21 protein-coding genes are annotated in these 26,238 nt (G+C 67.7%); 10 read left to right on the forward strand and 11 right to left on the reverse strand.

Annotated elements, in window-relative coordinates; genetic code table 11:
• Positions 1-28: 28 nt before the first annotated feature.
• A complete protein-coding gene (locus SMD14_RS06545; RefSeq protein ID WP_321215758.1) occupies positions 29-1,537 on the reverse strand; it encodes an SDR family oxidoreductase in 1,509 nt (502 codons plus the stop codon).
• A 217-nt stretch (positions 1,538-1,754) separates the two neighbouring features.
• Here SMD14_RS06545 and mfd point away from each other — a divergent pair, with 217 nt between their 5' ends.
• Together mfd and SMD14_RS06555 are read left to right on the forward strand one after the other, a co-directional pair.
• Positions 1,755-5,456, forward strand: a complete 3,702-nt coding sequence (mfd, locus tag SMD14_RS06550; protein WP_321215759.1) for a transcription-repair coupling factor — start codon at positions 1,755-1,757, stop codon at positions 5,454-5,456.
• 6 nt (positions 5,457-5,462) lie between these two features.
• Positions 5,463-6,275, forward strand: coding sequence for a metal-dependent hydrolase (locus tag SMD14_RS06555; RefSeq protein ID WP_157238698.1), 813 nt, complete (start codon positions 5,463-5,465; stop codon positions 6,273-6,275).
• 80 nt (positions 6,276-6,355) lie between these two features.
• Here SMD14_RS06555 and SMD14_RS06560 read toward each other — a convergent pair whose 3' ends face one another.
• The 6 genes from SMD14_RS06560 to nirB form a co-directional block, all read right to left on the reverse strand.
• On the reverse strand, positions 6,356-6,631 hold the full coding sequence (locus tag SMD14_RS06560; protein ID WP_321215760.1) for a hypothetical protein: 276 nt from the start codon (positions 6,629-6,631) through the stop codon (positions 6,356-6,358).
• Positions 6,632-6,683: 52 nt separating this feature from the next.
• Positions 6,684-7,409, reverse strand: a complete 726-nt coding sequence (gene deoC, locus SMD14_RS06565; RefSeq protein ID WP_157238697.1) for a deoxyribose-phosphate aldolase — start codon at positions 7,407-7,409, stop codon at positions 6,684-6,686.
• A gap of 175 nt (positions 7,410-7,584) precedes the next feature.
• Complete coding sequence (locus SMD14_RS06570; RefSeq protein ID WP_321215761.1) at positions 7,585-8,415, reverse strand: FAD-dependent oxidoreductase; 831 nt, start codon at positions 8,413-8,415, stop codon at positions 7,585-7,587.
• Positions 8,416-8,619: 204 nt separating this feature from the next.
• The gene (locus SMD14_RS06575) at positions 8,620-9,780 is read right to left on the reverse strand and encodes a uroporphyrinogen-III synthase (protein ID WP_157238695.1); all 1,161 of its coding nucleotides are present in this window, start codon (positions 9,778-9,780) and stop codon (positions 8,620-8,622) included.
• A 14-nt stretch (positions 9,781-9,794) separates the two neighbouring features.
• Positions 9,795-10,829, reverse strand: a complete 1,035-nt coding sequence (gene cobA, locus SMD14_RS06580; protein ID WP_157238694.1) for a uroporphyrinogen-III C-methyltransferase — start codon at positions 10,827-10,829, stop codon at positions 9,795-9,797.
• Positions 10,830-10,831: 2 nt separating this feature from the next.
• Positions 10,832-13,477: a nitrite reductase large subunit NirB gene (nirB, locus tag SMD14_RS06585; RefSeq protein ID WP_321215762.1), complete on the reverse strand. Its 2,646-nt coding sequence runs from the start codon at positions 13,475-13,477 to the stop codon at positions 10,832-10,834.
• 274 nt (positions 13,478-13,751) lie between these two features.
• On the opposite strand from nirB, the gene nirD reads away from it, so the two are divergent.
• Positions 13,752-14,135, forward strand: coding sequence for a nitrite reductase small subunit NirD (gene nirD, locus SMD14_RS06590; protein ID WP_321215763.1), 384 nt, complete (start codon positions 13,752-13,754; stop codon positions 14,133-14,135).
• 5 nt (positions 14,136-14,140) lie between these two features.
• Here nirD and SMD14_RS06595 read toward each other — a convergent pair whose 3' ends face one another.
• Entirely contained in the window at positions 14,141-15,901 is a 1,761-nt protein-coding gene (locus SMD14_RS06595) for a phospho-sugar mutase (protein WP_321215764.1), read from the reverse strand.
• Between the two features lie 84 nt (positions 15,902-15,985).
• Positions 15,986-16,804: a purine-nucleoside phosphorylase gene (locus SMD14_RS06600; protein WP_321215765.1), complete on the reverse strand. Its 819-nt coding sequence runs from the start codon at positions 16,802-16,804 to the stop codon at positions 15,986-15,988.
• Between the two features lie 130 nt (positions 16,805-16,934).
• Between SMD14_RS06600 and SMD14_RS06605 the strand changes: the two genes are divergently transcribed.
• The 7 genes from SMD14_RS06605 (at position 16,935) to SMD14_RS06635 (ending at position 22,410) form a co-directional block, all read left to right on the forward strand.
• Positions 16,935-18,350: an NAD(P)H-quinone dehydrogenase gene (locus SMD14_RS06605; RefSeq protein WP_321215766.1), complete on the forward strand. Its 1,416-nt coding sequence runs from the start codon at positions 16,935-16,937 to the stop codon at positions 18,348-18,350.
• 59 nt (positions 18,351-18,409) lie between these two features.
• Entirely contained in the window at positions 18,410-19,168 is a 759-nt protein-coding gene (locus tag SMD14_RS06610) for a prolipoprotein diacylglyceryl transferase (RefSeq protein ID WP_157238691.1), read from the forward strand.
• Entirely contained in the window at positions 19,165-19,521 is a 357-nt protein-coding gene (locus SMD14_RS06615; RefSeq protein WP_157238690.1) for a hypothetical protein, read from the forward strand. Before SMD14_RS06610 ends, SMD14_RS06615 begins: the two co-directional genes overlap by 4 nt.
• 1 nt (position 19,522) lies before the next feature.
• Positions 19,523-21,127, forward strand: coding sequence for a radical SAM protein (locus tag SMD14_RS06620; RefSeq protein ID WP_321215767.1), 1,605 nt, complete (start codon positions 19,523-19,525; stop codon positions 21,125-21,127).
• Between the two features lie 6 nt (positions 21,128-21,133).
• Positions 21,134-21,508 carry a hypothetical protein gene (locus SMD14_RS06625; RefSeq protein WP_321215768.1) on the forward strand — a complete coding sequence of 125 codons (375 nt, stop codon included), beginning with the start codon at positions 21,134-21,136 and terminating at the stop codon, positions 21,506-21,508.
• A 58-nt stretch (positions 21,509-21,566) separates the two neighbouring features.
• Positions 21,567-21,752, forward strand: coding sequence for a PspC domain-containing protein (locus SMD14_RS06630; RefSeq protein WP_321215769.1), 186 nt, complete (start codon positions 21,567-21,569; stop codon positions 21,750-21,752).
• Between the two features lie 112 nt (positions 21,753-21,864).
• Positions 21,865-22,410: a flavodoxin domain-containing protein gene (locus SMD14_RS06635; RefSeq protein WP_157238686.1), complete on the forward strand. Its 546-nt coding sequence runs from the start codon at positions 21,865-21,867 to the stop codon at positions 22,408-22,410.
• A gap of 34 nt (positions 22,411-22,444) precedes the next feature.
• Here the strand turns inward: SMD14_RS06635 and SMD14_RS06640 are convergent, their stop codons facing one another.
• Together SMD14_RS06640 and SMD14_RS06645 are read right to left on the reverse strand one after the other, a co-directional pair.
• On the reverse strand, positions 22,445-24,007 hold the full coding sequence (locus tag SMD14_RS06640) for an FAD-dependent oxidoreductase (protein WP_321215770.1): 1,563 nt from the start codon (positions 24,005-24,007) through the stop codon (positions 22,445-22,447).
• The gene (locus tag SMD14_RS06645; RefSeq protein ID WP_321215771.1) at positions 24,004-26,238 is read right to left on the reverse strand and encodes a molybdopterin oxidoreductase family protein; all 2,235 of its coding nucleotides are present in this window, start codon (positions 26,236-26,238) and stop codon (positions 24,004-24,006) included. Before SMD14_RS06645 ends, SMD14_RS06640 begins: the two co-directional genes overlap by 4 nt.

Consider the following 26,238-nt stretch of genomic DNA (forward strand, 5'->3'; position numbering starts at 1 on the left):
GTGGGGGTCGGATTAGGCTCCAAACATCCTACGGTGTCCTGGCCGCGTGCTCCGCATCCGCGATCTCCCGGGCGGCCCGGGTGATGTTCCTGGCCATGGCGGGAAAGATCAGGCTGTGGAACGGAAGGACGGCCAGCCAGTACAGCCGGCCGCTGAGTCCTTTAGGAAAGAAGATGGCCCGCTGCCGGTAGCGGCTGCCGTTCCCGTCCGGCTCCACGGAGAGTTCCAGCCAGGCGCGCCCCGGGGCGCGCATTTCCGCGCGGAGCCTCAGCAGCCTTCCGCGGTCAATCCGTTCAACACGCCACCAGTCCACCACCTCGCCGGCCGCAAGGGTGTGGGGATGCCGCCTGCCGCGCAGGAGCCCGGCGCCCCCGGTCAGCTTGTCCAGCCAGCCGCGCACCTGCCATGCCAGCGGCAGGGAGTACCAGCCGTTCCGGCCGCCGATCCCCTCGATGACCGTCCACACCTTCGCGGGATCCACGTCCCCGTGGAATGTCCGCTCATCGATGTACACCTTGTGGCCGGCCCACTCGGGGTCGCTGGGCAGGGGATCGGAAGCAGCTCCGGCGTTTGCCCAGGTGGTTTCCACCTGCCCGTCACGTTCCTTGCCGAGCGCCAGGGCGACGGCGGTGCGATAGTCGGTCAGGCCGCCGTCGGGCTGCGGGATGTATTGGTCGATGTCGTGCTCGTCGGACACGGCATCGTGCTGCAGGGACTGGACCAGCGGCATTGCCATGGACAAGGGGATCGGCGTGGTGAGGGCAACCCACATGCCGGCCAGCTTCGGCGCCGGGATGGGCAGTGCCAGCACCGGGCGGTAGGGCAGGCCGGCCTCGGCGGCGTACTCCTGCATCATCCCGGCGTAGGTGAGGACCTGCCGGCAGCCGACGTCGAACGTGCGGTTGAGCGGGCCATCCAGCGATGCGGCGGAGACCAGGTAGTACAGGACATCGCGCACGGCGATGGCCTCGATCCGGTTCCGGACCCAGCTGGGCGCGGGCATCAGGGGGAGTGTCTCGGCGAGGTGGCGGATCATCTCGAAGGACGCCGAGCCGGAGCCGATGACCACGCCCGCCTGGAACACGATGGCGTCCACGGGGCTATCCAGGAAGACTTTCCCCACCGCTTCCCTGGACCGCATGTGGGTTGACAGTTCGACGCCCGTGGGGTGCAGCCCGCCCAGGTAGACGATCCTGCCAACGCCCGCGGCGGCTGCGGCGTCCGCGGCCGTGCGCGCCATCGCCTGCTCTTTCGCTTCAAAGCCCGCACCTGCTGCCATCGAGTGGACCAGGTAATACAGGACGTCGACGCCGGCCAGCGCCTGGCGGAGGGCGTCGCCGTCGTCGAGGCTGCTCTCCACCACGTCCACCCGGTCCCGCCATGGCACCCCGGCGATCTTGTCCGGTGAGCGCACCAGGACCTTGACCCTGTGGCCGGCCTCAAGGAGCTTGGGCACCAGCCGGCCGCCGATGTAGCCGGTAGCCCCGGTGACCAGGACCGTTCTGGAGGTGCGGGCGGTGTTCCCGGGTTCGGTCATGCTGACTCCTTAGTGTCCACAGGCCATTCGGAGCGGCCTGCTGTTTGGACTGCCTGTCTTGCGGCCCGTTGCCGGCGGGCCCCGCCCTGCCAGCCTATCCCCGGGCCGGCTCGCATTGTCGCTGCTGCGCGGTAGGCTGGGTTTACCCGGGATTCGAAGAGAATTTCGGGTTTTCGCGTTGCCTGCCTTTCGTTGCACACCACAGGAGCTTTCTGCCATGAGCCTTCCAGGCCCGTCCAACGCCGGCCACACCAGCACGGGCCCATCGCTGGACGGACTGCGCCGCGCCCTCGCCGCGGACCAGACCTTCGCCCGCGTCCGCGCCGAGGCCGCCCGTGGGTTCGAGGTCCGGGGCCGGGACTACCAGATCAGCGCACCCGCCGGGCTTCGCCCGCTGCTGCTTGCCGAGATGGCGGACGGCGTGGCGGCCGCCGCGGGCGAAGGGCACGACGACGGCAGGCCTGGCGTCGTGCTTGCCGTCACCGCAACCGGCCGCGAGGCCGAGGACCTGACTGCGGCGCTTCGGGCGTACCTTCCTGCGGACTGCGTGGCCGAATTCCCCAGCTGGGAAACCCTCCCGCACGAACGCCTCTCGCCGCGCTCGGACACCGTGGGCCGCCGCCTCTCCGTCCTGCGCCGCCTGGCGCACCCGGAAACGTCCGCGTCGGGCCCGCTTCGGGTGGTGGTGGCGCCCGTCCGCGCCGTGGTCCAGCCGGTGGTGGCCGGCCTGGGCGAGCTGGTCCCGGTCACCCTGAAAGTGGGCCAGGAGAAACCTTTCACGGAGGTGGTGCGGAGCCTGGCGGACGCCGCCTACGCCCGGGTGGACATGGTGACGCACCGCGGGGAGTTCGCCGTCCGCGGCGGCATCATCGACGTCTTCCCGCCCACCGAGGACCACCCTATCCGCGTCGAGTTCTTCGGTGACGAGGTGGACCAGATGCGCTGGTTCGCGGTGGCGGACCAGCGCTCGCTGTCCTCGCCCGGCCTGCACCACCCCACCGAACTGCATGCCCCGCCGTGCCGGGAAATCCTCATCACCCCGGCCGTCATGTCCCGGGCAGCCACCCTCAAGGCGCAGCTCCCGGCAGCTGCCGACATGCTCGAAAAGATCGCCGGCGGCATCACCGTGGAGGGCATGGAATCCCTGGCACCCGTGCTGGTGGACTCCATGGTCCCGTTCGTGGAGCAGCTGCCCGCAGGCTCCATCTCGGTGGTCATCGAGCCGGAGAAGGTCCGGACCCGGGCCCACGACCTCGCCGCCACCAATGAGGAGTTCCTCGAGGCCGCCTGGTCCACCGCCTCGGACGGCGGGACGGCGCCGCTGGATCTCAGCTCGCAGGCAAGCGCCGCGCTCCATTCCGCCAGCTTCCGCTCCCTCACGGAAACGCGGACCTCATCCCTGGAGCACGGGGTCTCATGGTGGTCCATCACGTCGCTCGCGCAGGACGAGGAACTTCTCCCGGACATCGACGTCCTGAACCTGCATGCGCGGGAACCGCGCGGCTACCAGGGCGATGTGGCCGAGATGATGGACTTCATCGGCTCACATGTCCGGGACCAGTGGCGGATCGTTGTGGCCACGGAAGGCCCCGGTCCTGCCCAGCGCCTGGCAGAGCTGTTCCATGAGAACGACATCCCGTGCGCCCGCGTGGACACCCTGGACCACGAGCCCCAGGCGGGCATCATCGAGGTGACCACCGCCGCCGTCGGACGCGGTTTTGTCCTGGACGGGCTCAAACTGGGCCTGCTCACCGAAGCCGATCTGCTGGGCCGCACCTCCGCCGGGTCCACCAAGGACATGCGCCGTATGCCCTCCAAACGCCGCAACGCCGTGGACCCGCTGCAGCTCGTGGCGGGGGACCATGTGGTCCACGAACAGCACGGCATCGGCAAGTTCGTGGAGCTGATCCAACGCAAGATCACCGTCGGCGGCTCGAAAGATACAGCCGGGGTGCGCGAGTACCTGGTCCTCGAGTACGCGCCATCCAAGCGCGGCGCGCCGGGGGACAGGCTCTTCGTTCCCACGGACCAGCTGGACCAGGTGACCCGCTACGTGGGCGGTGACACCCCCGTCCTGAGCAAGATGGGGGGCGCGGACTGGGCCAGCACCAAGTCCAAGGCCCGGAAAGCCGTCAAGGAGATCGCCGGCGAGCTGATCCGGCTGTACTCGGCCCGGATGGCGTCCCGCGGGCATGCCTTCGGCCCGGACACTCCTTGGCAGCGCGAGCTTGAGGAAGCCTTCCCCTACGTGGAGACGCCGGACCAGCTCACCACCATCAACGAGGTGAAGGCGGACATGGAGCGCGAGATCCCCATGGACCGGCTGGTTTCCGGCGACGTAGGCTACGGAAAGACCGAGATCGCCGTGCGCGCCGCGTTCAAGGCAGTGCAGGACGGCAAGCAGGTGGCCGTGCTGGTGCCCACCACGCTGCTGGCACAGCAGCACTACGAGACGTTTACCGAACGGTTCTCCGGATTCCCCTTGCGGGTCAAGGCACTGTCGCGGTTCCAGGGGACAAAGGAAACCAAGGAGACCGTGGAGGGCGTCAAGAGCGGCTCGGTGGACGTCGTCATCGGCACGCACCGGTTGCTGTCCAAGGACTTTGCCTTCAAGGACCTGGGCCTGGTGATCGTGGACGAGGAACAGCGCTTCGGCGTGGAGCACAAGGAAGCTCTCAAGAAGATGCGCACCAATGTGGACGTGCTGGCCATGAGCGCAACCCCCATTCCGCGCACCCTGGAGATGTCGCTGACGGGAATCCGCGAGACGTCCACCCTGGCCACCCCGCCGGAGGAACGGCACCCGGTCCTGACCTACGTGGGTCCCTACACGGACAAGCAGACCTCCGCGGCCATCCGGCGTGAGCTGATGCGCGAAGGCCAGGTCTTCTTCGTCCACAACCGGGTCTCCACCATCGAGCGGACCGCGGCGAAAATCCGTGAGCTGGTCCCGGAGGCGCGCGTCGAGGTGGCGCACGGCAAGATGTCCGAAAGCCGCCTGGAGCAGATCATCGTGGACTTCTGGGAAAAGCGATTCGATGTGCTGGTGTGCACCACCATCATCGAAACCGGGTTGGATATTTCCAACGCCAACACCCTGATCGTGGACGGCGCGGACAAGTACGGCCTGTCCCAGCTGCACCAGCTCCGCGGCCGCGTGGGCCGGGGCCGTGAACGCGCCTACGCCTACTTCCTCTACCCGTCCGAGAAGCCCTTGGGCGAGGTGGCGCTGGAACGGCTCAAGGCCGTGGCCACCCACAACGAGCTCGGTGCCGGCATGCAGCTGGCCATGAAGGACCTGGAGATCCGCGGCGCCGGAAACCTGCTGGGCGGTGAGCAGTCCGGCCACATCCAGGGCGTGGGCTTCGACCTCTACATCCGCCTGGTGGGCGAGGCCGTGGCTGACTTCCGCGGCGAGGCCGAGGAGAAGGCCGCCGAGATGAAGATTGAACTGCCGGTCAACGCGCACCTTCCGCACGACTACGTGCCCGGGGAGCGGCTCCGCCTTGAGGCGTACCGCAAGCTCGCGGCTGCGCTCACGAATGAGGCAATCGACGAAGTCCTGGCGGAACTGGTTGACAGGTATGGCGAGCCGCCGCTCCCGGCCCGGAACCTGGTGGCCGTGGCCCGCTTCCGGGTGGGAGCCCGTGAAGCCGGGCTGTCCGATGTTGCCCTGCAGGGCAACTTCATCAAGTTCTCGCCGGCCACCCTTCCTGAATCCAAGGTCATGCGCCTGAACCGGATGTACCCGGGGTCCCAGTCCAAGCCCGCCCTCGATGCCGTGCTCATCCCCAAGCCGAAGACCGCGAGGATCGGGGGCCGGGACCTGCAGGATGCGGAAATCCTGGAATGGGCCAACGGCGTGATCCGGAACATCTTCTCGGACCAACCGGTCACTGTCGCGCCGACCGGGAGCTAGCACTTGATGGGAGGACACCACGCCGCGTCGGGAGCCGCGGCGTGGGTAGCTATTGCCTCAACGGGGCCGTACACCCTTGGCTGGTACCCGCTGGACGCCACTGGCATCCTGATCGGCGGGATGGCGACGGCGGGAACCGCCCTCGTGTGCGACTGGGACCACCGGCACAGCACGGTGGCAAATTCCCTGCCGCCGTTGTCCAATGTGATCGCCGTCGGGATTGAAAACGCCAGCGGCGGGCACCGCCAGGGCACGCACTCCGTCCTCGGGGCAGCCTTTTTTGTCCTTCTCGCCACCCTGGCAGGCCAATTCCAGCTGGAGACGGACTGGGGACTGCTGTCCGTGGGTGCGGGGCTGCTGTGCATGTTCATGATCAACATCGCGGCCAAGGCACTGAAGCTCTTTCCGAAGGCGGGGTTCATCAGCAACTGGATCTTCGCGCTGACCATGGCCGGCCTGGTCACCTGGTTTGCCCCGGACCAGTGGACCTGGCTCCCCATTTCGATGCTGACCGGCGTTGTGGTCCATATCGTGGGCGACCTGGTCACCACGGGAGGAGTGCCGCTGCTGTGGCCACTGGTGGTCAGGCCGCCCAAACCCCTGCGGAGGGTACCGCTGCTGCGCCAGGTCTGGCGGCCCAACGGTGCATTGTCCCTCCCGCTGCTGGGCCGGGCGGGGTCAAAACGCGAGTGGCTTGTCCTGATCCCGGTGAGCGCCTACGCCATGGTGGGGATGTGCATGGCCGGCTGGTCCATAGCGCACAGCCACTGGGGCCGCGCGGCAGAGGCAGCGGTGGCCTGGGCCCGGCTCTGGCTGTAATGCCCGGGCGGCGTCCGCCGGGCATACGACAAAACCCCCGGACAGCGTCCAGGGGTTTTGTGCTGGCTGGTTGGTGTGGGCTAGTGCTCGCCGGCTGAGTCGGAGCGTCCCAGGACGGTCTGCGGAATCCAGAAGGCCAGGGCGAACAGCGCGATGCAGACAGCCATCGGCCAGGGGTTGTCCAGCGTGAGGAAGGAAAGCGAGTAGACGGCACCAAGGAACAGCGCGATCATGACCACAAAGAGGAAGACACTGGTTCCCAGCTTGTTCTCGTTCTGCGGGGTCTGCAGCGTGCCCTGATGTGCTCCGCGGCTGGAATCCGTGCCGTCGTTGGACGTCGTAATCTTGCTGGACATTCGTTCCTCCTCGGCCCCTCGGGGCTCAATCTGTGGCCGCGTCCGGTTGCCGTCAGTAGCCGGATGAACCCTGTTCACCCTTGACAATGGCAATTCCGGAGCTCGCACCAATACGTGTTGCACCTGCTGCAATCATAGCCTGCGCGTCTGCAAGGGACCGCACCCCGCCGGAGGCCTTGACGCCCAGGCCAGGCCCCACAGTCCTGCGCATCAGGGCGATGTCCTCCACCGTAGCGCCGCCGCCGTTGAAGCCCGTTGAGGTCTTCACGAAGTCTGCGCCTGCCTCCACTGCGGCTTCGCAGGCAAGGACTTTCTGGCTGTCGGTGAGCAGCGCGGTTTCGATGATGACTTTCAGGATGGCCCCGCTGGCGTGCACGGCCTCCGCCACCGAGGCGATGTCCTCGACAAGCGCCCCTTTGTCCCCGGCCCGGGCGGCGGCGATGCTGATGACCATGTCCACTTCGTCCGCACCGTCCAGCACTGCGCCCCGGGCTTCGAAGGTCTTGACGTCGGTGGGGGTGGCACCCAGCGGGAACCCCACCACCGAGCAGGTCAGGACGCCGGATCCCTTGAGGGCCTTCTTCACCGTTTTGACCCAGATGGGGTTGACGCATACGGACTTGAAGCCGTATTCAGCTGCTTCCGCACAGACCTTGAGGACCTCAGCCTCACTGGCCTCCGGCTTCAGCAGCGTGTGGTCGATGAAGGACGCTATGCTGCCGGAGCCCGCGGCGCCGGTGGCTGCAGCCTGAACGGAAGGGGTGGCTTCGTTGCTCATGATGGTCCTCTCCAAGGGCCTGTGGGCCGGACGTTGTAACGCCCGCGACTCGTTTCGCAACCATCTTGCCATACGCTGAAGCGGCCAGAACCACCCCCGACTAACGGCAACGCGCGGTCAGTTTCCGCCCAATCCGAGCCGGTTATCGGGCGGGGAGTGACCCCGCGTTGCTTGATCAGGCCGCCGTCAGCAGCTGGGTGGCACAGGCTCCCGCAGCGGACGCGGCGGCCACCAGGAGGCCCAGCCGGACGCCGTCGAACGCCGCGGCGTCTCCGAGGGCCCAGATGCCCGGTACGGACGTCCGGAAGTCATGACTGATCACGATCCCGCCGGTGGCCGCCGTCTCCAGGCCGGCACTGGCGGCGAGGTCGTCCCGGGATTCGCGTTCCTCGGCGAGGACCACCAGGTCGCCGTACATGCTGCTGCCGTCCTCGAAAACCACGCCGGAGGCTGCAAAGCCCGAGGTTGACGGGGCAGGGATCACGGAGGCCGGGCGGGCCGTGGTGCGGATGGGCCGCACGCCGCGGGCCCGGAGGACCGCCTCTGCCTGGCCGGCTGCGGCGCCGGTGCCCACCAGGATTCCCAGCGGACGCCGGCCCAGCTCCCTGGCCACCTGGCTCACGGCCTCGCCGACGCGGGCGGCGTCGTCGATGGTGGAGTAGCTCAGGCACTGGCCCGCTCCCTCGACGGGGGTGGCCACGGGTGCCGAGCCGGTGGCGATGACCAGCTGGTCATAGGCAAATTCCATGCCGTCCGCCGTGGCCACCGTGCGGTTCACGGCGTCGATGTGGCTGGCCGGCTGCCCGAACCGCACCGAAACCTGGGGCAGCATCGCCAGCTCCAGCAGTTCCGCCGGGGTGTCGTCCCGGTTGCTCAGGACTGTGATGGTGCCGGTGAAACGCGCCCGGTCAAGCTGGCTGACCAGTGCCTGGGCAGCCGGGCCCGCACCTGCGATGACGATGCGGGTGGCGGGAGCGGCGGAGGTGGAGGGTGCCGGAGCGGACATGTGCTGGCCCTTTCGCTGGCGGCCGGAAACGGCCGTAACTTCGTGATGGACCCAGCGTAGGCCCGCGCCTTTTCCGGGGTGTTTCCCCGCAGTTGCTGTTTATCAGGGCTGTGTTCGCCAGTATTTACCGGCCGGTAACAGAACCCGTGACGTGCCTCTCATCCGCGTGCGCGGCTGACACATGAGCGCCCGGCTCCGGCCAGGCTAGACGCGGATCCGGTAGCCGCGCTTGACCACGGTCTCCACCAGCCGCCCGTCGGGCAGGGACGAACGGAGCCGGCTGACCGTCATGTCCAGCGCGTGGACGGAACCGCGCAGTTCCAGCAGGTCGGACAGCGACTCGCGGGACAGGACGGCGCCGCCCGCTCCGAGCAGGGCACGCAGGAGCAGCAGGGGAGCGGGCGCCAGTTCGATGAGCTGGCCGTTGATGCGGAGGCTGCGGCCGCGCAGTTCGATGTTCCCGGACCGGGTGTCGAGGCGGCGCACGTGGTTCAGGGCAAGGTGCTCGCATACCAGGCGGATAAGGGCGCCCATCCGGAAGCGCTCCGGGATCAGCGGGGTGACGCCGGCATCCAGCAGCGGCTGCGCGGTGACCGGACCCACCACGGCGGTGGTGACGTTTGTCTTCAGGCTCTCGATCAGCTGCTTGTACACGCCCATCTCGTGGGCGGTGCTCCACAGGGCATCGACGGCGGGCGCGCTGGTGAAGGTGAGGACATCCAGGTTGCCGCTGCACGCAGCCTCAATGAGCCGCGGAAGCCGGTCCTCGCCGTCGGGCTTTACCCAGCGGTAGGGCGTGACCGTCAGGACCGTGGCACCGGACATCCGCAGGCGCTCCAGCTGCCGCACGTCCGTGTAGCCGTGCAGCTGCACCGCGACGGTCTTGCCCCGGACGCCCTCCTTGAGCAGCATGTCCACCAGTGTTGCGGTGGTTTCGTCGCTGCTGATTCCGACGTCGGCAAGGCCGGCCGCGCGCACGGCGCCGCGGGCTTTGGGTCCACGGACGAACATCCGGCAGGCACCCAGGGCGTCCAGCAGCTGCTCGCCGATCCCGAAGGAATCCGCTGCCTCGCACCAGCGGCGCATCCCGTAGGCGGTGGTGGCAATGCAGAGGTCCGGCCTGGCGGCGATGATGGCCTTGGTGTCCTCGATGAGGCGCATGTCCTCCTGCACGGGGGCGATCTTCAACGCGGGGGCGTGCAGCACTTCGGCGCCGCGGCGTTCCAGGGCCTCGATGAGGTCGCTGGAGCGGCGGTCCGAGGTCACGCCGATGCGGAAGCCCTCCAGGGGCGACTCGGCGGAGTCCGGGGCTTCGTCAGCCCTTTGTTCGACCTGCGGTGTTTCGGCCGGTGCAAGTGCAGTCATGGGGGTCAATCCTTTCATGAACCCAGCAGCGAGGCCGCCAGCCTGTCCAGGTCGGCGGCGGCCTCGGCATGCCCGCGGTTGGCCTCAGCCACCCGAACCACCTCGCCGATGACCAGCACGGCAGGGTTGCTGCATCCGGCAGCGGCCGAGGTGATCGTGCCAAGATCCGCGATGGTGGTGCGCTGGCCGGGGCGGTAGCCGCGTTCGACGACGGCCATGGGCATGTCTGCGCGCATCCCCGCCCTGCGCAGGCCGGCAGCCAGCTGGTGGAGGGTTCCGATGCCCATCAGCACGACGATGGTCCCGCCCAGCCCGGCCAGGTGCTTGTGCTCCTTTTCGGTCAGCGGCGCGTGGCCGGAGACCACGGTGAACATGTGGCTGACTTCGCGGTGGGTCACCGGGATCCCGGCGGCGGCCGGGACGGAGATCGCGCTGGTGACGCCGGAGATGACGCGGACCTTGACGCCGGCGGCGACGCAGGCGGCAACTTCCTCGCCGCCGCGGCCGAACACGTAGGGGTCCCCGCCCTTGAGGCGGACCACGTTGTTGCCGGCCAGGGCACTTTCCACCATGAGCTTCTCGATGTCCCCCTGGCTCACCTTGTGGTGGCCGGGCTTCTTCCCGACGTCCACCAGTTCGGCCGAGGTCATGGACGGCAGCTCCTGGTACGGGGCCAGCCGGTCATAGAAGACGACGTCCGCGTCACGCAGGGCCTTGATCGCAGCGACCGTGAGGAGTTCGGTGGTTCCGGGTCCGCCGCCCACCAGGGTGACGTGGCCCGCTGGGCCGGCTGCCGGTTCGGCTGCCACCGGGATGCCGGTGGTGCGGCACCGCTCCAGCAGGACCTCCCAGCCGGGCTGTCCGTCGTCGACTGCCGCCACCAGGAAGGGGCGTTCGGGCAGCGGGCCGTCATGGCTTGCCCCCTGGGGGGTGCTGAGGCGGTAGACGACGGCGCCGGCCGCTTCGTAGCGGCGGACGGCCTGGCGGGCAGCGTGGTCGGAGCCGGTGACCAGCACTTCCCGGCCGGTCAGATCAATGCTGAGCTGCATGCCTATGCCTCGTTCCCGTTGCTGGGCCGGACGGGGATGGAGGCTCCGATCAGGACTGGCTGCTGGGCGGCCGCCGCCTTTTCCTCCGGGGTGGCGGGGCGCATCTGGCCGCGCTCGTCCGGGACGAAGGTGATGGAGTCGTCTTTCTGGTCGGGGGCGTTGACGAAGGAGCGGAACCGGCGCAGGCGCTCGGGGTCCTTGAGGGTGTCTGCCCATTCGTCAATGTAGGTGTCCACGTGCTTGGCCATGGCGGCTTCCAGGTCCGCGGCGATGCCCAGGGTGTCCTTGACCACCACGTCCTCAACGTGCTTGATGCCGCCGTCGAGCTCTTCCTGCCAGCGTGCGGTGCGCTGCAGCCTGTCCGCGGTGCGGATGTAGTACATGAAGTATCGGTCGATGTACTTGATCAGCGTCTCGTCATCCAGGTCCTTGGCCAGCAGCTGGGCGTGGGCAGGAGTGGCGCCGCCGTTGCCGCCGACGTACAGGTTCCAGCCGTCCGCGGTGGCGATCACGCCGACGTCCTTGCCGCGGGCCTCGGCACATTCACGGGCGCAGCCGGAGACGCCCATCTTGAGCTTGTGCGGGCTGCGGAGGCCGCGGTAGCGCAACTCCAGCTGGATGGCCATGGCCACCGAGTCCTGGACGCCGAACCTGCACCAGGTGGATCCGACGCAGGACTTCACGGTGCGCAGGCTCTTGCCGTACGCCTGGCCGGATTCGAAGCCGGCGTCCACCAGTTCCTTCCAGATCTCCGGCAGCTGCTCGAGCCGGGCGCCGAACATGTCGATGCGCTGGCCGCCGGTGATCTTGGTGTACAGGTTGTACTTCTCCGCGACGGCCGCGATGACACCGAGCTTCTTGGGGGTGATCTCGCCGCCGGCGATGCGGGGGACCACCGAGTAGGTGCCGTCCTTCTGCATGTTGGCCAGGGCGCGGTCGTTGGTGTCCTGCAGGGTGCCGCGGCCGGCGTCCAGGACGTAGGCGCTGTTCTGGCTGGCCAGGATGTTGGCGATGGTCGGCTTGCAGATGTCGCAGCCGGCGCCGGTGCCGTACTTGGCCATGATCTCTTCGAAGGAGGTCAGCTCCAGGACGCGGATGGCGTCGAACAGTTCCTGGCGGGACAGTTCGATGTGCTCGCAGAGTGCCTTGGAAACCTCGACGCCGGACTTGGTCAGCTCGGTTTCCAGCAGCTTCTTGAGCATCGGCACGCAGGAACCGCACTGGGTGCCGGCGCGGGTGCAGCCCTTCAGTTCGCCCAGTTCCTGGACGGGGGCGTTGCCCTCGCAGGCGCCGCAGCCGTTGATGGCGTCACGGATGCTTCCGGCAGTGACGTTGTTGCAGGAGCACAGGGTTGCGTCGTCCGGCAGTTCGGTTTCGGGAGCGTCGCCGCCGCCTGCCGCGCTGAGGAAGGCGCCGGGCTCGGCGGGAAGTTCGCGGCCCAGCAGCGGACGCAGGCTCATGTACGGTGTGGCGTCGCCGACGAAGATGCCGCCCAGCAGGGTCTTGGCGTCATCGGTGGTGACGATCTTCTGGTACACGCCGCGGGCCGGGTCGGCATAAACGATTTCGAGGGCGTGCTCGGTCTTGGCGAACGCGTCACCGAAGCTGGCCACGTCCACGCCGGACAGCTTGAGCTTGGTGGCGGTGTCGAAGCCCGGGAAGGTGGCGTCCCCGCCGTGCAGGCGGTCTGCCACGATCTCCGCCATGGTGTTGGCCGGAGCGACCAGGCCCAGGCACATGCCGCCGTAGTTGGCCACTTCGCCGATGGCCCAGATGCCCGGCACTTCGGTTTCGCAGTAGTCGTTGATGACCACGCCGCCGCGGGGACCCAGGCTGAACACCTGTTCCTCGCCCTCGGCGGCGCGGAAGAGTTCGTCGCGGGGCCGGACGCCGATGGCCACAATGACCATGTCCGCGTCGATGATGCGGCCGTCCGCCATGAGGACGCCGGTGACCTGGCCGTCGTCGTCCGAGAGAACCTCGGACGGGAACACGCCGCCGTGGACCTCAAAGCCCTTGGCCTTGATGAGCCGGCCCATGGCCTGGCCCGCGCCTTCGTCCAGCTGTGTGGCCATCAGCCACTGCGAACCGTCGATGACGATGGGGTTGGCGCCCAGCTGCTCAGTGCCGGCGGCGGACTCGAGGCCCAGGAGCCCGCCGCCGATGGTGACGGCGTTGACCTTGCGGCCCAGCTTCTCCTTCAGCCCGGCGATGGCCTCGTTGATGGCCCACACGTCTTCGAGGGTGCGGTAGACGTGCGTGTGTTCGGCGCCCGGGATGGGAAGGCGGGCAGCATTCGAACCGGTGGCAACCACCAGTTCGTCATACTCGAAAGTGTTGCCGGCAGCGGTTTCCACGCTCTTGGCTTCGGCGTTGATCTTGACGACACGCTCGCCGGTCCTGAGTTCCAGGGAAGGGTGCTCCCACATGGCCGCCGTCCCCAACGTCAGGTCGACGTCTTTGTCTGTGAGGGCCTTGGACAGGGCCACCCGGTCGTAGGGGAGGTGGGCTTCCTCAGTGAGGACCGTGACATGCCAGCCATCGAGGCCACGGGCATGCATTGCGTCCGCAAAACGGTGGGCCGCGGGGCCGCCGCCGGCGACGACGATGCGGCGCGGAGTCTCTGTGCTTGAAGTCTGTTCGGTCACTGATGGGCCTTTCGCATGGGCCGCAGGCAGTTTTCCTGCAGCCTTCTCTGACGAGCTGTCCATTCAGACTAGGGAGGCGCAGTTTCGCTTCAGTTTCCCAATTGTTTCGTCAACTTAACTTCTGCATCACGAACGCATTTCCGGCCGCGTGAGGTGTCTTTTACGTTGTGGACACATTCACTGCATGCCTCTGAAACACCGCGGGCCTAGCGTGGATAACGGCCGCAGAGGTGGCCAATGAGCAGGACTACACGCACAGGGAGAGGAGCCGGACATGACGGCAACACTGGAACTTGGGGCACTCGAAGCCGGCATGGATGAGGCTGTCTCCGGCATTGCCGGCTGGCACACCGTCTGCCGGGTGGACGACTTGGAGGTTGCCTGGGGTGAAGCCGCCCTGATCGCGGGACGCCAGGTTGCACTCTTCCGCACCGGCGCCGACGAGGTTTTCGCGGTGGCCCATGAGGACCCTGCAACGGGCGCCCATGTCATGGCACGCGGAATCCTGGGCTCACGCGGCGAGCGTCCCACCATCGCTTCGCCGCTGCACAAAGAGGTCTACGACCTTGAAACGGGTGAATGCTTCAGCAGCCCGGACCTGAGCCTTGCCACATTCCGGACCCGCGTTGCAGGCGGAGTCGTGGAGATCGAGCTGTAGCAGGGCTAGAGCCCCAGGGCTTCGCTGACGTCACGGAGCACCTCGTCCAGCGCGGCCCGCGCCGCCTGCCGGGCGGCGGGCAGTTCGGCCGCGGACCCCACATGGTGGATCACCTCGAGGTAGCACTTGAGCTTGGGCTCGGTGCCGCTGGGCCGGATGATCACCCTGGTGAGGTTCCTGGTGACGTACAGGAGGCCGTCAGTGGGCGGAAGCCCGTCGCTGCCCTCGGCAAGATCGGCATAAACCTCGACTGCGGATGACCCGAACGTTTCCGGCGGGGAAACCCTCAGCCGGTTCATCATGGCGTCCAGCAGCCCCAGGTCCGCAACCCTGATGCTGAGCTGGTCGCTGGCGTGCAGGCCGTGCTGCAGGTAGAGCTCGTCCAGGGTGTCAAAGACGGATTTGCCGTCAGCCTTGGCGGCCGCGGCAAGTTCGGCAATGAGGAGGGCAGCCGAAATGCCGTCCTTGTCCCGCACCAGGTCCGGGGCCACGCAGTATCCCAGCGCTTCCTCGTAGCCGTACACCAGCCCGGGAACCCGGGAAATCCACTTGAAACCGGTGAGGGTTTCCTGGTGGGCGTATCCGGCTGCCGCAGCGATGCGGGCCAGCAGCCTGGAGGACACGATCGAATTCGCGAACACGCCCTTGCCGCTTTCGTCCGCGCCGCCGTCGTCCTTTCCTCCGCCCGCGGCAAGCCGGGCGGCTATGTGCGCGCCAAGCAGCGCGCCCACTTCGTCCCCGCGGAGCATCCGCCAGGCCCCGGTGTCCGGGTCCTTGGCCGCAACGGCGGCCCGGTCGGCATCCGGATCATTGGCGATCACGATGTCCGCGGCCTGCCGCTCAGCGGCCTCCAGCGCGAGGTCAAGTGCCCCGGGCTCTTCCGGATTCGGGAAGCTGACAGTGGGAAAGTCCGGGTCCGGCTCGGCCTGTTCCGCCACCAGCGTGATGTCCGTGAAACCTGCCGCGTTCAGCACTGCCAGTGCGGTCCCGCCGCCCACGCCGTGCAGGGGGGTCAGGACAATGCGCAGGTCGCGGGCCGGGAAGTGGTCCGGCAGGGCCAGCCCGGCGGTCGCCCGTTCGTAGTCTGACGCGATGGAGCTGTCCAGGAGGGTCCAGCCGGCAGGGGCCAGGGTGATGGATTCCAGCGGCCCCACGGCGTTGATCCTGGCCGCGATCTCGGCATCGTAGGGGGCCACGATCTGGGCACCGTTGCCGCTGTCCGCCACGGCGTGGCGGCCCAGGTACACCTTGTAGCCGTTGTCCTGGGGAGGATTGTGGCTGGCGGTCACCATGACGCCGCCGTCGCACTCCAGCGCCCGGACCGCGTAGGCCAGCAGGGGAGTGGGCAGCGCCGCGGGCATCAGGAAGGTCTCGATTCCGGCGGCCGTGAAGATGGCGGCAGTTTCTTCCGCGAAGATGTCCGAGTTGTAGCGGGCGTCGTAGCCGACGACGGCGCGCGGCCGCGTTCCCGGCGAGGCCTCGGCCACCGCCGAGAGCAGGAAGTCCGCGAGGCCGGCAGCGGCCCGCCGCACCACCACCCGGTTCATCCGGTTCGGGCCCGGCCCCAGGGCGGCCCGGAGCCCCGCCGTGCCGAACTGCAGTGTGCCGCGGAAGCTGTCCGCCAGTTCCTGGCGTGCGGCGGGGACGCCGTTGTCGACGAGCTGGACGAGTTCCAGGAGGGAAGCCGATGTGACGGGATCCGGGTCTTGGGCAGCCCATTCGCGGGCTTCATTGAGCAGGCGGAAATCGGCATCGGAAGACGTCATGGGCCTAACGCTATCGTCATTGGCCGCCGAAGCCGTGCCGCCTCCCGCGGAAAAGCGGAAAATTCACCGCAGGGCTGTCCCGCGTCAGAGCCGGGCGATGATTTCGGCGAGCAGCTTGGAAATCCGCGGCCCCGCCGCCTGTCCGGACTCGATGACTTCCTGGTGGCTCAAGGGCCGGGGGCTGATGCCGGCGGCAAGGTTGGTGACCAGCGAGATGCCGAAGACTTCCATCCCTGCGTGCCGCCCGGCGATGGCCTCCAGCGCCGTGGACATGCCCACCAGGTCCGCGCCGATGCGCTTGGCGTACTGCACCTCGGCCGGCGTCTCGTAGTGCGGGCCGGGGAACTGCGCATACACGCCCTCCTCCAGGGAGGCGTCAACCTCCCTGGCCAGGCCGCGGATCCGCGCCGAGTAAAGGTCCGTGAGGTCCACGAAGGTGGCGCCCTCCAGCGGAGAGGCGGCGGTGAGGTTGATGTGGTCGCTGATCAGCACGGGAGTTCCCGGGGTCCACTGTTCCTGCAGGCCGCCGCAGCCGTTGGTGAGCACCAGGGTTTTGCAGCCCGCCGCCGCGGCCGCGCGGATGCCGTGCACCACCGCGCGCACGCCCTTGCCCTCGTAGTAGTGCGTCCTTGCGCCCAGGACCAGGGCCCTCTTGCCGCCCTTGGTCAGCACCGAGCGGATGGTGCCCACGTGGCCCTCCACGGCAGGAGCATGGAAGCCTGGAACTTCTTCCGCGGACAGGGTCGCGGTGGTCTCGCCGATCAGGTCGGCCGCCTCAGCCCAACCGGAGCCGAGCACGAGGGCGACGTCGTGGCTGTCCACGCCTGTTTCCTCGGCGATGTAGTCGGCGGCGGCATGTGCGGCCGCGAAGGGATCGGTGTTCAGGAAGTCAGTTGTACTCACTGGTACAAGCTATCCTGCCGCCTGCGCTGGCGCCCACCCCGGCCGCCCGCCCTGCCGTCCGCCTTCCTGCCAGGTCCTGAGAGACCGTTTTCTTTGGCGGTGCGGGGGAGTTGCAGGAGAATGGTGGATTGTGACTACGCATCCAGATTTCAGCTCGCCCCGGATCGCAATCCTGGGAGGTGGTCCCGGCGGGTACGAAGCCGCCATGGTGGCCGCCTCGCTCGGGGCGCAGGTCACCATCATCGAGCGGGCCGGGCTGGGCGGATCAGCGGTGCTGACCGACGTCGTCCCGTCCAAGACCCTGATCGCCACCGCGGACCTCATGACGCGCGTCGGCGAGGCGGGCGAGCTGGGAGTGAAATTCGACGTCGACGGCGGCGACTTTGTCCCGGTAATGCGCGCCGACCTCAAGCACATCAACGACCGGCTGCTGAACCTCGCGCGCAGCCAGTCCAAGGACATCCATGACGGCCTGGAGCACCAGGGAGTGCGGATCCTTGCCGGATCCGGCCGCCTGCTGGACGACCACACCATCGAGGTCCTCACGGCGGAGGGCACCGAAACAGTTGAAGCGGACACCATCCTGCTCGCCGTGGGTGCCCACCCGCGCGAGCTTGCCACGGCCAGGCCGGATGGCGAGCGGATCCTCAACTGGACGCAGATCTACGACCTCGATGAACTGCCTGAGGAACTGATCGTGGTGGGTTCCGGTGTCACGGGCGCAGAATTCGCCTCCGCGTACAACGGCCTGGGGTCCAAGGTGACGCTGATTTCGAGCCGTGACCGCGTGCTTCCCGGGTCCGACGTGGATGCTGCAGTGGTGCTGGAGGAAGTGTTCGAGCGCCGCGGCGTCCGCGTCCTGTCCCGTTCCCGCGCCGAGAGCGTGGAACGGACGGACGACGGCGTGCTGGTCACCCTCAGCGACGGGTCCAAGGTCACCGGCAGCCATTGCCTGCTGTGCCTGGGCTCCATCCCCAACACGGCCGGAATCGGCCTCGAGGAGGCCGGAGTGGCGCTCAGCGAGAGCGGCCATATTAAAGTCGACGGCGTTTCACGCACCTCCGCGCCCAACATCTACGCCGCAGGCGACTGCACCGGCGTGCTCCCGCTGGCCTCCGTCGCGGCAATGCAGGGGCGCATTGCAGTGGCCCACTTCATGGGCGACACCGTTACGCCGCTCAAGCTGCACCAGGTGGCGTCCAACATCTTCACCTCGCCGGAAATTGCCAATGTTGGGGTTTCCGAGGCCGAGATCGATTCCGGCAAGTACCAGGGCGACGTCATCAAGCTCTCGCTGCGCAGCAACGCCCGCGCCAAGATGCGCAACCACCGGGACGGCTTCGTGAAGATCTTCGCCCGCAAGGGCTCAGGCACCGTCATTGGCGGGGTGGTGGTGGGACCGAACGCATCCGAATTGATCTTCCCTATCTCCATCGCGGTGAAGCAGAAGCTGCACGTTGACGACGTCGCCAGCACCTTTACCGTCTACCCATCCCTGAGCGGATCGATCTCGGAAGCGGCGCGGCGCCTGCACGTGCATCTGTAGTCCATAGGTAAGGGCCCAAAGTCCCCTGCCGGGTTGCGCCCCATTGCTACACTCTGCTCATGGTTGGGCTTCCCTTCACGGGAAACGGGCTGGTGCATGCCGGCTTCGTCGGGCTGGGAATCCTCGCAGCCCTGCTGTTCTACGCCTATGAAAAGCGCCGCCGCGGCCTGTCCGATCCACGGCTGTGGCCCATTGCCGGTTTCGCAGTAGCCTTCGGGGCCGTTGGTTCCAGGGTGCTCACCTGGGATATTTCCCGTCAGGTTTCCCTTGCAGACTGGTGGGGCAACGGCGACCGCAGTATCCTGGCTGGCCTTGTGGGCGCTTGGCTTGGTGTCCTCCTCGGCAAACGGCTGACCGGGTACCGGGAGAAGACCGGTGACTTGCTGGCCCCCGCGGTGGCCGTGGCGCTGGTCATCGGCCGCGTCGGCTGCCTCCTGACCGAACTGCCCGGCACCCCGACCGGGGGAGCCTGGGGGATAGCCCTCACCCCGGCGCAGGCTGCGGTGCTCGGCGGGCCGGCCGAAGTGGGACTTCATCCATCCTTTGCCTATGAGATTGCCTTCCATCTTGTGGCGTTTGCGGCAATGTGGCGTTATCGGGACAGCTTGCCCCGCCCTGGCGACCTCTTCATCTGCTACGTGACTTCCTACGCCCTGTTCCGGTTCGGGGTCGAATTCGTGCGCGGCAACGAGGTGCTTTGGCTGGGGATGAGCCGTCCCCAATGGTTCCTCCTGGTGATTCTCCCCCTGCTGTCCTGGCGGATGCTGCGGGTATTCGGGAAACCACTCCGCCCGAAGTTGGAAGGAAAAATGGCATGAGCGAGGACAACCCCGACGTTCCGCGGAACCCGCCCCCACCGCCCGGGCGTGAGGAGCCGCCCGCCGAACCAAGGCGCGGTTCCATGGGGCTCGGAATCCTGGTGGGGGCTGCTGCCCTTTATGCCCTCTATTTCGGGACAACGAGTGGCATTGCTCCGGATGAAGGGTATAAGACCTTCCTCGCGGGGCCCGCCGCATTAATACCAGTGGCAGCCTACCTGGGGCTGGCAGTTGTGCTTGCAGTCCAGCCCCGCACGTCCCGGCTGGGTGCGGGGCTGCTTATTGGCCTGGGGATCTTCACCCTGCTCGGCGGCGGGATCTGCGTTGGAGCCCTCGCGCGGATGCGAGCCTGAGATGAACCCGTCCTCTGCGTCCCCGGCACGGACCCTGCCCGGCCCCGGCCAACCGCTGCGCGGCGACCGGATCCACCGGTACGTCACAGCATTCTGTCCCTATTGCCACGAAACGAATCGACCGCTCGCACAGGTGCGGCGGCTCTCCGGCGCGCTGCTGATCCGGGATGACCGGGTGTGGCTGGAACGCGGCTGCCCGGACCACGGGCTGGTCAGCACCTTGTACGACGAGTCTCCGGAAATCCTGCGCTACCTGGAGAAGTGGCAGGCGCCGACCAAGCAGCACATCCCTGACCAGGCCGGTAATTACCGCCAGATACCCGAGGCGTATGCCTACGGGCTTCCGGCAATGCAGACGCAGCACACCTGCATCCTCCTGCAGGACATCATCGAGCACTGCAATTTGCGCTGCCCCACCTGCTTCACAGCATCGGGCCCGCAGCTACAGGGCGTCGCGCCCCTGGACCAGGTGCTGGCGAACGTTGACACCCGGCTTTCCCGTGAGAATGGGCGCCTGGATGTGCTGATGCTGTCCGGCGGGGAACCGACGCTCTACCCGCAGCTAGCCGAACTGCTGGCGGAGCTGGTTGCGCGGCCGATTGTCCGGATCATGGTGAACAGCAACGGCATGCTGCTCGCCACCGACGATGAGTTGCTCTCGCTGCTGGCCAGGCACCGGGACCGTGTGGAGGTCTACCTCCAGTACGACGGGCCGTCGAAGGAGGCCTCGGTCCACCACCGCGGCGGTGACCTGACGCGCTTCAAGGACGCAGCGATCTCACGCCTCTCCGAGGCGGGCGTCTTCACCACGCTGACCATGACGGTAACCCTCGGCGTCAACGACGGCGAGGTCGGCGCCGTCGTCATGCGCGCCTTGGAGACCCCGTTTGTCGGTGGAGTCGCATTGCAACCGGTGTTTGGTTCAGGACGCGGGCACGGCATCGACCCCATGGACCGGCTCACGCATACGGGCGTACTCCAAAGGCTCGCGGAGCAAACCAACGGCGTAGTTTCCTGGCACGACCTGACAGCCCTGCCGTGCTCGCATCCGCACTGCGCGTCCGTCGGGTACATGCTGAAGGACGATTCCGGAACGTGGCGATCGCTCGCTGCCCTGATCGGGCATGACCAACTGCTGGCATGGCTCGAGCTGCATCCTGACAGCATTGCCAACCGTATCGCCGACAGCGCAGTCCCGCTTGAACTGCGCAGCCTCATGAAGTCTTCGCTTCTCGACCTGCTCAGCGAGCAGTCTTCCCTTTCCCATCCGCGGACAGCCGATCTTTGGAAAAACATCTGCACCCAGTGCGACCTTGGCATCGGTACTCTCACCACGCTTGCCGCCGGCAAGCTTCCGGGCCAGCAACAGCGGCTGCGCCGGCTCCTCGCAGAGCGGGTCACCAGGATCATGGTGAAACCGTTCATGGATATGTCCACCATGATCGAGGAACGGCTCACCCAGTGCTGCGTGCACGTGGGAACCAAGAGCGACACCGGTGACCACCAGTGCGCTCCTTTCTGCGCAGTCCAGGCATGGCCAGCCCTGGCGGTGCAGCGGATGAGCACGGCCACTGGCCAACAGCTTCTCCCGGTCCGCCAGGTTTAAGGAGGAATGATGAGCTCTGCCTCGGATGCCGGGCGCATTGCAGCGGGGGCACTGCCGTCGGAGCTTGTGGCGTCCGGGAGGGCCCCGCACCCGTCCCGCAGCGGCGCAGGCCATGACAACCAGCCCACGGCACCGTACGATCCGCTGCGCCTGTGCATTTTCGCCACTATCGCCCTGCTCGGCTGGGTGGCCGGCCCCGCAGCGCTGACGGTGTTCGCAACCATCGGGTTCGCCGGCTACTGGAAAGCCCGGCGCAATGGCCTCAAGAAGTCAAACTGCTATCTTCAGGACACCAGGCTGGTACTGACGTATCTGGGAGCCCTGCTCGGGGCCGGGCTCTGGGGAATTTATGCCCTGGTGGCCGGTTTCCTTGGCCCTTGACCATGCGCACATATTCGGCAGCAATGAATCAACCGGTATGAAAGGTTAGGTACCAGCAATGACAACAGCACTTGTGAGGCCGCGCCGCGGCAAGATGATTGGCGGCGTCTGCGCAGCCCTGGCAGCCCGCTTTGGACTCCCGAAATTCCTGGTCCGGCTGGGCTTCGTGATCTTTGGGCTGGTGGGGGTAGGCGAACTCGCCTACATCGTGCTGTGGATCATCATTCCCAAGGAACCGGCGTAACCACACATGCTGGCCGGGGGCCGGGTCCCGGGCCGGAAGGCCTGCGGACCGGTCCGCGCCGCTGGGACGTTGTGCCCTAGTCTTCCGCTGCGCCCTGCACGCACAGTTGAGCATGGCTAAGATCTATATTCCCTACGGCAGCATTGAAGGGCAGACAGCCCACATAGCCGAGTACATCGCGGACGTCATCCGGGCCCACGGGCACCAGGCCGAAACGGTGGACCTCAAGCACAACACGGGCAGGCTTCCGGACGGGCAGGACGGCGTCATCGTGGCGGCATCGGTGCATATGGGCAAGCACGAGGGCTTTGTTGCCGACTTCGTCCGCGAAAACCGCACGGAACTAGACCAGGTGCCCTCCGCCCTGGTTTCGGTCAGCCTGGCCGCCCACGGGGACGAAGCCAACGCGGAAAGCCAGGTAAAGCAGTTCGAGGAGGAGACCGGCTGGCATCCCCGGCACGTGGCAATGTTCGGCGGTGCGCTCCTGTACACGCGGTACAACTTCCTGAAGCGCCAGCTGATGAAGAAGATCGTCAAGGACAAGGGCTCCCAGGACCTCGACACCTCCCGCGACTACATCTATACCGAATGGGACGGCGTAAAGCACTTCACGGAGGATTTCCTGGCCCGGCTGGCGCGTCCGGCAAACCCCTCCTAGGGCGGCTGGAGAACCTCAACCACAAGGCCCAAATTCAGGCGGCCGGAACCGCCTGGAAGTGTTTTTCGATGAGCCCCTTGATGTCCTCGTGGCAGCCGCCGCAGCCAGTGCCCGCACGGGTTGCCTTGGACACGTCTGCCACCGTGGAGCAGCCTTCCTCAACTGCGCCCTGGATGGCGGCTCCGCTGACGCCCGCGCACCGGCATACGGTGCCGGCGGGATCGGCGGGACCCGTGCCGGGCAGCTGGTCCGGGCCGTCAAGGCGCAGCAGCAGGGACCGGTCTGCCGGCAGTTCGGCGCTGCGTTCGAACAGCCCCACAAGCTCGGCGGCGGTGCGTGGCATGCCCACAGCCACCAGCCCTTCAAGAACGCCGCCGCGGGTCGTCATCTTCACGTAGCGGCCGTGCTCCGGATCCGCCCACTGGGCAACCTGGAGGCGCGGGCGCCCGTCCACGGCACCGGCGGACAGTGCTTCCTCGTCCCACGGCTCGGCAGCGTTGTCCCCGGCCACGGCCATGTTCATGCCGCGTGCCTTCAGGACGATGACGCCGGCCTGCTCCGCAGGCAGTTCCGGCAGGACTTCGGCTTGCTCCGGCGTGCCTGCGGCCAGGAGGGCCAGGTATTCGGCCAGCCATTCGGCCTGGCGCCAGCCCGGCCCCACCAGGCCAGACGGTCCTTTGGCATTGCGGCAGGATGCGCAGCCAGGGTCCGGGCAGCGCACCTCCGCGCAGTCGCCGATGGCGAAGATGTGCGGCTCGTGGTGGGCGCGGAGCTTGTGGTCCACCAGGATTCCTGCGGACGTGGAAAGCCCGCAGCCCTCGGCCAGCTCCGTTCGGGGACGGACGCCGCAGGACAGCACCAGGAGGTCGCCGTCGATCGCTGACCCGTCATCAAGCAGCAAAGCGGAGAAACCGCCGTCGGGAGCGTTGTGCTCCACCCCGGTGGAGCGGGCATTGCCGGCCATCCGGACGCCGCAGCGGCGCAGGCTGGCAGCCAGGACGGCGCCGCCGCCGCGGTCGATGTTGCGTCCCAGGGGGTGGGGCCCGTTGTGGACCACGGTGACGGTGGCGCCTTCTTCGGCCGCGGCCAGGGCCGTCTCCAGGCCCAGGACGCCGCCGCCCAGGACGACTACCCGCTTGCCGCCCTCCACTGCCTGGCGCAGCACGTCGGCGTCACGCAGGTCGCGCAGCGCGGTGACGCCGGCCGGAAGGACAGGGTGGGTGGGGTCCGGGTTGATGCCGGTGAGGTTGGGAATGACCGGGCGTGAGCCGGTGGCAAAGACCAGGCGGTCGTAGTGGACTGCTGCGCCGTCGGAGAGGATGACCTGCTGCCGGGCCCGGTCCACTCTGCGGACGCGGAGGCCGAGGCGGACATCCACACCGTCGCCGGCCAGGGCGTCCGCGTCGGAGAGTGCCAGGGCATCGGCCGTGGTGCGTCCAACGCCGAGGTCGGCGACGAGAACCCGGTTGTAGGCTGCTTCAGCTTCCTCGCCCACCACAATCAGGGTGGCCAGGCCGGTGCGGACCGCGGGCAGGAGTTCGTCCACCAGCCGGGCCGCCACCGGGCCGAATCCCACAATGACAATCTGCTCGCTCATGAGGCCTCCGTCGTTTGAAGCACGTTGGTGGAGAGGGGAACGGCCACGGGCCGGACCCACACGGTGTTGAATTTGAATTCGGGCATCCCGGAGATGGGGTCCGTGGCCGCCTCGGTGAGGCGGTTGGCGCTCTCCAGTTCGGGGAAGTGGAAGGGCAGGAAGACCGTCTCGGGACGGATGGCGTTGCTGAGTTGGGCCCGGCACACCACTTCGCCGCGCTCGTTGGCCACCGACACGAGCGCGCCTTCGGTGATGCCCATCGATGCTGCGGCTGCCGGATGGATCTGCACCTGTGCCTCCGGCTGCGCTGCCAGCAGTTCCGGCACCCGTCGGGTCTGCGCGCCGGACTGGTAGTGCTCCAGGAGGCGGCCCGTGATCAGTGTCATGGTCTTGGCAGCTATGCCATCCCCTGCAGGGGGCGCAGCAGGAGTACGACGGCGGCGCGGCGTCACCGGGACCATCACGGCTTTGCCGTCAGCGTGCGCGAAAGCGTCCTGGAACAGGCGCGGCGTGCCGGTGCTGCCGGCGGGGTAGGGCCAGTAGGCGGCCTCCCCGCGGTCCAGCATGGCGTAGTCGATGCCCGAGTAGTCGGCCAGCCCGCCGGCGGAGGCCAGGCGGAGTTCCTCGAAGACGGTTTCGGGGTCTTCGCTGTAGGTGGACGGTGCGTCCAGGGCCTCGGCCAGCCGCGCCATGATCCAGAGTTCGCTGCGGGCACCCGGCGGGGGCGCAAGGGCGCGGCGGCGGCGCAGCACCCGCCCTTCGAGGTTGGTCAGGGTGCCTTCCTCCTCCGCCCACTGGAGCACCGGGAGGATGAGGTCCGCCTCGACTGCGGTCTCGGACATAAAGAAGTCGCAGACCATCAGGAAGTCCAGGCTGCGGAGCCCCTGGATCACCGCGTTCGCGTCAGGGGAAGCCACGGCGATATTCGAGGCATGGACGAAAAGGCAACGGACGCCGTCGGGCTTTCCCAGTGACTGAAGCAGCTGGACGGCGGGCAGGCCGGGGCCGGGAATAAGTTCCTCGGGAACGCCCCAGACGCCGGCTACATGGGCGCGGGCGGCGGGGTCGGTGATCTTGCGGTAGCCGGGGAGCTGGTCCGCCTTCTGGCCATGTTCGCGGCCGCCCTGGCCGTTGCCCTGGCCGGTGAGGGTGCCGTAGCCGCTGCGGGCGGAACCGGGCAGGCCCAGCAGGAGGCTCAGGTTGATGGCCGCCGTTGCGGTATCGGTGCCGTCGACGTGCTGTTCCACGCCGCGGCCGGTGAGGATGTAGCTGCCGCCCTGGCGGGCCCCGGCGGCGAGCCGGCGGGCTGTTTCCCGAATGAGTTCGGCCGGGACGCCGGTGAGGGACTGGACGCGTTCGGGCCAGAAGGAGTTGACGCTGCGGGCTACGGCGCTGTAGCCGGAGGTGCGCTCCTCCAGGTAGGAAGTGTCCACCAGGTTCTCGTGGATGACCACGTGGGAAATGCCCAGGAGGAGGGCCAGGTCGGTGCCCGGCAGGGGCTGGAGGTGGAGGCCTCCGCCGTCGGCCGTGAAGGCAGCCGTGGCGGAGCGGCGGGGATCAACCACGATCAGCCCGCCGGCGTCGCGCGTTCCCTTGAGGTGCTGCACAAAGGGCGGCATGGTCTCGGCCACATTCGAGCCCAGCATCAAAATGGTGCTGGCGGTGTCCAAGGACTCGAGCGGGAACGGCAGGCCGCGGTCGACGCCGAAGGCCCGCATCCCGGCAGCCGCGGCGGAGGACATGCAGAAGCGGCCGTTGTAATCGATCCTCGACGTGCCCAGGGCAAGCCGGGCGAACTTGCCCAGCATGTAGGCCTTTTCGTTGGTCAGGCCACCGCCGCCGAAAACGCCGACGGCGTCCGCCCCGTGGCGTGCGCGGGCATCCTTCACCGCGGCGACTGCAAGGTCCAGGGCCTGCTCCCAGCTGATGGGGCGGTGGACGCCGTCGGGGCCTTTCAGCAGCGGCTCGGTGATCCGGCCGGCGTGGTTCAGGAGGCTGGGGGACGTCCAGCCCTTGCGGCAGAGGCCGCCGCGGTTGGTGGGGAAATCCCGTCCCTGGACTGTGAGCGGAACGTTGGTGGGCGCCTGGGGCGCTTCATGTTCCGCTGCGGGTGGTGCGGACACGGGGACTGGCCCCGGCTGGGAAGCCGGGGCCAGGCCCGTTGGAGACGTGAGCGTCATGGCGCACTGCAGGGCGCAGTAAGGGCAGTGCGTGTCGGCGCTTGTGGTCAT

Origin of the sequence: Pseudarthrobacter oxydans (genome assembly GCF_034258515.1) — a bacterium.
Lineage (GTDB): Bacteria > Actinomycetota > Actinomycetes > Actinomycetales > Micrococcaceae > Arthrobacter.